Genomic DNA, 9,361 nt, shown 5'->3' with positions numbered 1-9,361 from the left:
TGGTTCATACTGGCGGGCATGACCGCCGCGGCGGTGCTCGCGCTGCTCTGGCCGATGTCCCGGCGCATCCGCACCGGGCAGGGCGAGGCGGGCGCCGCGACCACCGAGACCGGCTTCTACGAGGACCAGCTCGCCGAGATCGAGCGGGATCTCGCCCGCGGCCTGATCGCGCCCGAGGAGGCCGAGGCCGCCCGCACCGAGGCCGCCCGCCGGCTGCTGCGCGCCAACCGGGCCTCGCAGGCGGGCGACGACCCGGGCGTGGCCGAGCCGCGCCTGCGCCAGCGCCGCGCGGCCTCCGCCTTCGCGCTCTCCACCATCCCCCTCGTCGCGCTGCTGGCCTACGGGCTCTACGGCTCGCCCGACCTGCCCGCCCAGACCCAGGCCGAGCGCCAGGCCCAGCAGGCCGGCAACCAGGACCTGATGAAGGCGATCGGCCAGATCGAGGCGAAGCTCGCGAGCGATCCCGGCGACGCGCGCGGCTGGGCGGTGCTCGCCCCCGTCTACATGCGGCTCGGCCGCTTCGCGGACGCCGCCCATGCCTACGAGGCGGTGGCCCGGCTCAAGGGCGAGACGCCCGCCACCCTCTCCGACTGGGGCGAGGCGCTGGTGGCGGCCGCCAACGGCACCGTGCCCGCGGAGGCCAAGCCGATCTTCGAGCGGGCGGTCGCCCTCGATCCGAACACGCCGAAGCCCCGCTTCTACCTCGCCCGCGCCGCCGAGCAGGCGGGCGACACGGGCGAGGCGATCCGCCAGCTCGACGCGATCGAGGCGGCGAGCCCCGCCGACGCGCCCTGGCTCGGCCTCGTGCGCGAGAGCCTCGCCCGCCTCAGGGGCGAGCCGGCGCCCCCGAAGGAGGCCGCCGCGCCGAAGGGCCCCCGCCCCGAGGATCAGCAGGCGGCGATCCGCGGCATGGTGGACGGGCTCGACCGGCGCCTCTCCGAGACGGGCGGCACGCCGGAGGAGTGGCTGCGCCTCGCCCGCTCCCGCGCCGTGCTGGGCGAGGGCGACCGGGCCCACGAGGCGCTGGAGCGCGCCAGGAAGGCCCTGAAGGACGACCCGGCCGCGCTGGAGCGCCTGGAAGCGGGCGCGCGCGAGCTGGGATCGCGCGCCGCGGCGCCGGAGCCCGCCGCGCGGGCGGACACGGAATCCGCCATCGCCGCCGTCACCGCGATGCCGCCGGCCGAGCGCGACGCGGCGATCCGCGCCATGGTCGCGGGCCTCGACCGGCGCCTCGCCGCCAAGGGCGGCAGCGCCGAGGAGTGGATGCGGCTCGTGCGCTCCTACAGCGCGCTCGGCGACCGCGACCACGCCGCCCAGGCCCTTGAGCGCGCCCGCATGGCGCTCGCCGCCGATTCCGGGGCCAGCGTGCAGCTCGACGGGCTCGCCAAGGAACTGGGCCTCCCGGGCCGCGGCAAGCCCTGACCGGCTCGAAGCGGCCCCCTCCCCCTGACAATCGGTCCCGGCTCCCGGACTTGACCCGGGCAGCGCCGGGGCCGACACCGTCGGGAGCAATTCAGAACGGCCAGGGCCGTGCCGGGCTCCGCGGCCCCGTCGGCACCCGGCCACGCGAGGGGACGAAGCCGCCGTGACGCGCAAGAGACGCCGCCTGGTCCTGATCTGCGTCTGCGGCGGCGTGCTCGTGCTGGCCGTCGGCCTGATCCTCACGGCGATGAGCGGGTCGATCGTGTTCTTCCGCTCGCCTTCGGAGGTCGCGGCGCAGGGCGTGGGCCCGGGCGTGCGCTTCCGCCTCGGCGGCCTTATCGAGGCGGGCTCGGTCCGGCGCGGGCCCGACCAGACGGTCGATTTCAAGGTCACCGACACCAACGCGACGGTGCCGGTACACTACAAGGGGCTGCTGCCCGACCTGTTCCGCGAGGGACAGGGCGTGGTGGCGGAGGGGCGGCTCGAGCCCGGCGGCCTGTTCCGGGCCGACACGGTGCTGGCCAAGCACGACGAATCCTACATGCCGCGCGAGGTCGCCGACGCGCTCAAGGCGCAGGGGCGCTGGCAGGAGGGCGGGGCGAAGGCTACCCCAGACGCGAAGGCCGCCCCGCAGGCGACCACGAGCACCGACAGGACGCTCGGTCCGCGCAGCGAGCGCTAGAGGACGAAGCGAGAGGATCACCCCGAACTGTGCTCGTCGAGACCGGTCACTTCGCGCTGGCGCTGGCGCTGGCGCTCTCCCTCGTCCAGGCGGTGATGCCGCTCTGGGCCGCCCGCGCGCGCGAGCCCGCGCTGCGGCAGGTCGCCGTGCAGGCCGCGCTCGGCAGCTTCGCCTGCATCCTCTTCGCCTTCGCGGCGCTGACCTACGCGCACGCCACCTCGGACTTCTCGGTCCTGAACGTGGTGCAGAACTCGCACACGGCCAAGCCCTTCATCTACAAGCTCTCCGGCGTCTGGGGGAACCACGAGGGCTCGATGCTCCTCTGGATCCTGATCCTCACCCTGTTCGGCGCCCTGGTGGCGGTGGCGAAGAACGCCGTGCCGCCGGTGCTGCGCGCCAACACGCTGGGCGTCCAGGGCTTCATCACCTTCGTGTTCGTGCTCTTCCTGATCACGACCTCGAACCCGTTCACGCGCGCCGTGCCCGCGCCGCTCGAGGGCAACGATCTCAACCCGCTGCTGCAGGATCCCGGCCTCGCGATCCACCCGCCGCTGCTCTATGTCGGCTATGTCGGCTTCTCGATCACTTTCGCGTTCGCGGTCGCCGCGCTGATCGACGGGCGCATCGACGCGGTCTGGGCACGTGCCGTGCGGCCCTGGACGCTGACCGCCTGGAGCTTCCTGACGCTCGGCATCGCGATGGGTTCGTACTGGGCCTATTACGAGCTCGGCTGGGGCGGCTGGTGGTTCTGGGACCCGGTCGAGAACGCCTCGCTGATGCCCTGGATCGCCGGCACGGCGCTCGTGCACTCCACCGTCGTGATGGAGAAGCGCGACGCCCTGAAGGTCTGGACGGTGCTCCTCGCCATCCTCACCTTCTCGCTCTCGCTGCTCGGCACCTTCATCGTGCGCTCGGGCGTGCTGACCTCGGTCCACTCCTTCGCGGTCGATCCGACCCGCGGCGTCTTCATCCTGGCGATCCTCGTCCTGTTCATCGGCGGCTCGCTGACGCTGTTCGCGTGGCGCGCGCCGCTGCTGCGCCAGGGCGGCCTGTTCGCGCCGATCTCCCGCGAGGGCAGCCTCGTCCTCAACAACCTGTTCCTGGTCGCCGCCTGCGCCACCGTCTTCGTCGGCACGCTCTACCCGCTGCTCCTGGAGATGCTGACCGGCGAGAAGATCTCGGTCGGGCCGCCCTTCTTCAACGCCACCTTCATCCCGCTCGCGATCCCGCTCCTGCTGATCGTGCCCTTCGGGCAGGCACTCGCCTGGAAGCGCGGCGACGTGCTGGCCGCGAGCCAGCGCCTGTTCGCCGCGCTGGCCGCCGCCCTCGTGGTCGGGCTCGCGGCGCTGGCGCTGACCTGGGGCGGGCCGGTGCTCGCTCCCGTCGGCGTCGGGCTCGGCGCCTACCTGATCGTCGGCTCCGCGCTCGAGATCGTCGCGCGCGCCCGCGGCTACGGCTCGAACCGGGTGCGCGGCGCCGGCCTGATCTGGCGGCGCGCCACCGGCCTGCCGCGCTCGGCCTGGGGCACGGCCCTGGCGCATGCGGGCGTCGGCGTCGCGGTGCTGGGCATCGCCGCGCAAGGGTGGGCGACCGAGGGGTTGGCCACGCTGAAGCCCGGCGGCACGCTGGCCGCCGGTCCCTACGTCGCCACCCTCGACCGGGTCGCGCCCCGGCCCGGCCCGAACTACGAGGAGACCGCGGCCTTCCTGACCATCCGCACCGCGGCGGGCGACGTGGTCGGCCATGTCGATACCGGCAAGCGCTTCTACCCGAGCCGGCAGATGGCGGTGACGGAATCGGGCCTGCTCACGGTCGGCGCGAGCCAAGTCTACGCCAGCCTCGGCGAGATCCAGCCGGACGGCGTGGGCCTGCGCCTCTACTACAAGCCCTTCGTGCTGCTGATCTGGATCGGCGCCGTGATCATGGCGCTCGGCGGCGGCGTCTCGCTCACCGACCGGCGCATGCGCGTCGGCGCGCCGGTGCGGGCGAAGGCCAAGCCCGTGCCCAACGCGGTGCCGGCCGAATGAGGCGCGCGGCCCTCCTGCTCGCGGCGTTTCTCGCCGCCGGCCCGGCGCGCGCCGTGCAGCCGAACGAGGTCCTGCCGGACCCCGCCCTGGAGCACCGCGCCCGCGAGATCTCGGCGGGCCTGCGCTGCCTCGTCTGCCAGAACCAGTCGATCGACGATTCCGACGCGCCGCTCGCCAAGGACCTGCGCGTGCTGGTGCGCGACCGGCTGAAGGCCGGCGACACCAACCAGCAGGCCGAGGACTTCATCGTGCGCCGCTACGGCGAGTTCGTGCTGCTGCGCCCGGTCTTCGGGCTGCACACGCTGCTGCTCTGGGCGACGCCGCTGCTCGCCGTGCTGCTCGGCGGCTTCGGCATCTGGCGCCTCGCCCGCCGCCGGGCGCCCGCGCCGGAGCGCGGCCTGAGCCCCGCCGAGGAGGCGGAAGTCGCCGCGCTGCTCAAGCGGGACTGATCCTGGGATCCCCAAGGGGCTTGCCCCTTGGGCGGGGTCCCGGGGCGCGCAGCCCCGGGATTGGCTCGCCGGTCCCGGCTTTGCCGGGGCCGACGGGCCAAATGCAGGGTTCCACCCTGCACCCGCCAAAGGTCTCGACCTTTGGAATCCGCGACATCTCTGCGCAACGCACCCGCCCCGCTTGCCTCCGCGGCCGGTTCGGCACGAGTCTTGGATGCGGCGAATCGGAAAGAACCGATCATCCGGGAGGCACGGTCATGACGGCCACGCTGACGATCTCCAGCCGCAACTACTCGTCCTGGTCGCTGCGCGGCTGGCTGATCTGCCGGATGGCCGGGCTCGACTTCGCGACCGAGATCCTGGCCGGCGACGACGCCGCAAGCCGGGCCGAGCTGCTCCACCTCTCGCCCTCGTTCCTCGTGCCCCGCCTGCGCCACGAGGGCATCGTGGTCTGGGACACGCTCGCCATCGCGCAGTACCTCAACGAGACCTTCCCCGAAGCAGGCTTCCTGCCCAAGGACCCCGCCGCGCGCGCCCATTGCCGCTCCATCGCGGGCGAGATGCACGGCGGCTTCATCAACCTGCGCTCGGCCCTGCCGATGAACCTGAAGGCCTTCCACCCGAACTTCCCGATCTTCAACGGCGCCCGGGGCGACATCGAGCGCATCGTCACGATCTTCGACGACTGCCTCGCCCGCTACGACGGCCCCTTCCTGTTCGGCGAGCGTCCGACGCTGGCCGACGCGATGTATGCCCCCGTCTGCACGCGCTTCCGTACCTACGACGTGGCGCTGCCGCCGCGCGCGGGCGCCTATCGCGACACGATCCTGCGCTGGCCCCTGATGGCGGAATGGGCGGAAGCGGCCGCCGAGGAGCCGGAGGAGATTGAAGAGCTCGACATGGAGTTCTGATCGGGCGCCAGCGACCGGAACCATACAGCCACTCTGCACTTTATTGCATAGCTGATCCGCTCCCGACCCCATGGCGGCGGGGACGCCCGCCGTCCGGCCCGGCCATCCGCCACCGAAACCGGCGCATTCAGGGGCGAAGTGACAGGCTGACAGGCGTCCTTTGTCGAACCACCTGAGCGCTTGATTGAAGCCCACCTGCATTTCTGTTCCTCTCGGGTCTTAGAACAGGAACAATGTAGGTAGGAAACGATGCCGCGTTTCGAGCCTTGGAGCGCCCCGCGCGCTGCCGGGATCATCGCCGAGCACACCCATCTGGAAGGAGCGACGCTGCCGATCCTGCACGCGCTGCAGGAGACCTTCGGCTACGTCGATGCGGGGGCCGTGCCGCTGATCGCCGACGCGCTGAATGTGTCGCGCGCCGAGGTCCACGGCTGCATCACCTTCTACCACGATTTCCGCAGCGCGCCGGCCGGCCGCCACACGGTGAAGCTCTGCCGCGCCGAGGCCTGCCAGGCCATGGGCTCGGACAAGCTCCACGCCGACATCCTCCGGCGCCTCGGCACGGAGTGGCACGGCACCACGGCGGACGGCTCCTGCACCGTCGAGCCGGTCTACTGCCTCGGTCTCTGCGCCAACGGTCCCGCCGCCCTCGTCGACGGCGAGCCGGTCGCCCACCTGACCGCCGACGCCCTCGAGGCCACCCTGACGGAGGTGCGCCAGTGAGCGTCACGATCACCGTTCCGCGCGACGCCGTCGCGCTCGGGCTCGGCGCCAACCGGGTCGCCCGCGCCCTCTTCGCCGGGGCCGAGCGCCGCGGCCTCGACATCACGGTCAAGCGCACCGGCTCGCGCGGCCTGTTCTGGCTGGAGCCGATGGTCGAGGTCGAGACGGCCGAGGGCCGGATCGCCTACGGCCCGGTCACCCCGAAGGACGTCGACGCCCTGCTCGATGCCGGCCTGACCACCGGCGGGGAGCATGCCCTGCGCCTCGGCGACCCGGAGAGAATCCCCTACCTCGCCCGGCAGCAGCGCCTGACCTTCCACCGCTGCGGCGTGGTCGATCCCGTCTCGGTTGCGGATTACCGGGCGCATGGCGGCTATCGCGGGCTCGAGACGGCTCTGGCCAAGGACGCCGAGGGCATCGTCGCGGAGGTGCGCGAGTCGGGCCTGCGCGGCCGCGGCGGCGCGGGCTTCCCGGCCGGCATCAAGTGGAACACGGTGATGCTGGCGAAGGCCGACCAGAAATACGTGGTCTGCAACGCCGACGAGGGCGATTCCGGCACCTTCGCCGACCGGATGATGATGGAGGGCGACCCCTTCAACCTCATCGAGGGCATGACGATCGCCGGCATCGCGACGGGCGCCACGCGCGGCTACATCTACCTGCGCTCCGAGTATCCGCAGGCTTATCAAGCGCTGAAGGAGGCCATCGCCAACGGCATCGAGGCCGGAGTACTGGGCGAGAACGTCCTGGGCTCGGGCAAGGCCTTCCATCTCGAAGTCCGGCTCGGTGCCGGTGCCTATATCTGCGGCGAGGAGACCTCGCTCCTGGAGAGCCTGGAGGGCCGCCGCGGCATCGTGCGGGCCAAGCCCCCGATCCCGGCGCTGAAGGGCTTTCTCGGCCAGCCGACGCTCGTCAACAACGTGATGACCTTCACGGCCGTGCCCTGGATCCTGGAGCACGGCGCCAAGGCCTACGCCGATTACGGCATGGGCCGCTCGCTCGGCACCCTGCCGATCCAGCTCGCCGGCAATATCCGGCACGGCGGCCTGATCGAGATGGCCTTCGGCATCACCCTGCGCGAGGTCATCGAGGATTTCGGCGGCGGCACCCGCTCCGGGCGTCCGGTCCGCGCCGTGCAGGTCGGCGGCCCGCTCGGCGCCTACTTCCCCGACGAACTCCTCGACACACCCCTCGACTACGAGGCGATGGCTGCGAAGAAAGGCCTCGTCGGCCACGGCGGCATCGTGGTCTTCGACGACACCGTCGACATGGCCAAACAGGCCCGCTTCGCCTTCGAGTTCTGCGCCACCGAGTCCTGCGGCAAGTGCACGCCCTGCCGCATCGGCGCGACGCGGGGCGTCGAGACGATGGACAAGGTGATCTCCGGTATCCGGCCGGACCAGAACCTCAAGCTGGTCGAGGACCTCTGCGAGGTCATGACCGACGGGTCGCTCTGCGCCATGGGCGGGCTGACCCCGATGCCCGTGATGAGCGCGATCACCCATTTCCCCGAGGATTTCAGGCGCGCCGGGGACCTCCCGGTCGCGGCCGAGTGAGGAGGTGTCGATGGGCCTGATCAAGGAAATCGACTACGGCACGCCGATCCGCGTCAATGCGCAGACCGTGACGCTGACGATCGACGGCATGTCGGTGACGGTCCCGGCCGGCACCTCGGTGATGGCGGCCGCGATGAACGCGGGCACGCAGATCCCGAAGCTCTGCGCCACCGACAGCCTGGAGCCCTTCGGCTCCTGCCGCCTCTGCCTCGTCGAGATCGAGGGCCGGCGCGGCACGCCCGCCTCCTGCACGACGCCTGCCGAGAACGGCATGGTGGTGCACACGCAGTCGGACAAGCTCCACCGGCTCCGCAAGGGCGTGATGGAGCTCTACATCTCCGATCACCCGCTCGACTGCCTGACCTGCGCGGCCAACGGCGATTGCGAGCTGCAGACGCAGGCCGGCGTCGTGGGCCTGCGCGACGTGCGCTACGGCTACGAGGGCGACAACCACGTCCGGCCGACCTCGGAGAAGTACCTGCCGAAGGACGAGTCGAACCCCTACTTCACCTACGACCCGTCGAAGTGCATCGTCTGCAACCGCTGCGTCCGCGCCTGCGAGGAGGTGCAGGGCACCTTCGCGCTGACCATCGCAGGGAGAGGCTTCGACAGCCGCGTCGCCGCGGGTCCGACGAACTTCTTCGAATCGGAGTGCGTCTCCTGCGGCGCCTGCGTGCAGGCCTGCCCGACCGCGACCCTCCAGGAGAAGTCGATCCACGAGTTCGGCCAGCCCGAGCACGCCGAGGTCACGACCTGCGCCTATTGCGGCGTCGGCTGCTCGTTCAAGGCCGAGATGCAGGGCGAGCGGGTCGTCCGCATGGTGCCCTACAAGGGAGGCAAGGCCAACGAGGGCCATAGCTGCGTCAAGGGCCGCTTCGCCTACGGCTACGCCACCCACAAGGACCGCATCACCAAGCCGATGATCCGCGAGAAGATCACGGATCCGTGGCAGGAGGTGTCGTGGGAGGTCGCCATCGATCGCGCGGCCAGCGAGTTCAAGCGCATCCAGGCGAAATACGGAAAAGACTCGGTCGGCGGCATCACCTCGTCGCGCTGCACCAACGAGGAAGCCTACCTCGTCCAGAAGCTCGTGCGCGCGGCCTTCGGCAACAACAACGTCGACACCTGCGCCCGCGTCTGCCACTCGCCGACCGGCTACGGCCTGATGTCGACGCTCGGCACCTCGGCCGGCACCCAGGACTTCGCCTCGGTGGCGCATTCCGACGTGATCCTGGTGATCGGCGCCAACCCGACCGACGGCCACCCGGTCTTCGGCTCGCGCATGAAGAAGCGCCTGCGCGAGGGCGCCAAGCTCATCGTCGCGGATCCCCGCAAGATCGACCTCGTGAAGTCGCCCCACATCAAGGCGGACTTCCACCTGCCCCTGAAGCCCGGCTCCAACGTCGCCTTCATCAACTCCCTGGCGCACGTCATCGTCACCGAGGGGCTGATCGACGAGGCCTATGTCCGCGAGCGCTGCGATCTGGCCGAGTTCGAGTCCTGGGCCCGCTTCGTCGCCGACGAGCGCCACGCGCCGGAGAACCAGCAGCAATTCACCGGGCTCGATCCGGCCGAGGTGCGGGGCGCCGCC

8 protein-coding genes are annotated in these 9,361 nt (G+C 71.5%); all 8 read left to right on the top strand.

From position 1 onward, the window contains the following. The coding region (gene ccmI / locus AX737_RS10690; RefSeq protein WP_082772985.1) for a c-type cytochrome biogenesis protein CcmI at nt 1–1,422 on the top strand (1,422 nt) is incomplete at its 5' end. Between the two features lie 163 nt (nt 1,423–1,585). Beyond that, nucleotides 1,586–2,104: a cytochrome c maturation protein CcmE gene (gene ccmE, locus AX737_RS10685; RefSeq protein ID WP_066921182.1), complete on the top strand. Its 519-nt coding sequence runs from the start codon at nt 1,586–1,588 to the stop codon at nt 2,102–2,104. A 29-nt stretch (nt 2,105–2,133) separates the two neighbouring features. After that, nucleotides 2,134–4,131: a heme lyase CcmF/NrfE family subunit gene (locus AX737_RS10680; RefSeq protein WP_066921180.1), complete on the top strand. Its 1,998-nt coding sequence runs from the start codon at nt 2,134–2,136 to the stop codon at nt 4,129–4,131. After that, nucleotides 4,128–4,580: a cytochrome c-type biogenesis protein gene (locus AX737_RS10675; protein WP_066921178.1), complete on the top strand. Its 453-nt coding sequence runs from the start codon at nt 4,128–4,130 to the stop codon at nt 4,578–4,580. Before AX737_RS10680 ends, AX737_RS10675 begins: the two co-directional genes overlap by 4 nt. Before the next feature lie 257 nt (nt 4,581–4,837). Further along, nucleotides 4,838–5,491, top strand: a complete 654-nt coding sequence (locus tag AX737_RS10670; RefSeq protein WP_066921176.1) for a glutathione S-transferase family protein — start codon at nt 4,838–4,840, stop codon at nt 5,489–5,491. 249 nt (nt 5,492–5,740) lie between these two features. After that, nucleotides 5,741–6,214: a formate dehydrogenase subunit gamma gene (locus AX737_RS10665; RefSeq protein ID WP_066921175.1), complete on the top strand. Its 474-nt coding sequence runs from the start codon at nt 5,741–5,743 to the stop codon at nt 6,212–6,214. Further along, nucleotides 6,211–7,770 carry a formate dehydrogenase beta subunit gene (locus AX737_RS10660; protein ID WP_066921173.1) on the top strand — a complete coding sequence of 520 codons (1,560 nt, stop codon included), beginning with the start codon at nt 6,211–6,213 and terminating at the stop codon, nt 7,768–7,770. The genes AX737_RS10665 and AX737_RS10660 overlap by 4 nt, the downstream gene beginning before the upstream one ends. A gap of 10 nt (nt 7,771–7,780) precedes the next feature. Then, nucleotides 7,781–9,361 (top strand): molybdopterin-dependent oxidoreductase (locus AX737_RS10655; RefSeq protein WP_156453646.1); only part of this gene is annotated, 1,581 nt, incomplete at its 3' end.

The sequence above is a fragment of the Methylobacterium sp. CCH5-D2 genome, assembly GCF_001556475.1.
Taxonomy (GTDB): domain Bacteria; phylum Pseudomonadota; class Alphaproteobacteria; order Rhizobiales; family Beijerinckiaceae; genus Methylobacterium; species Methylobacterium hispanicum.
This window is presented reverse-complemented; position numbering and strand designations above follow the sequence as displayed.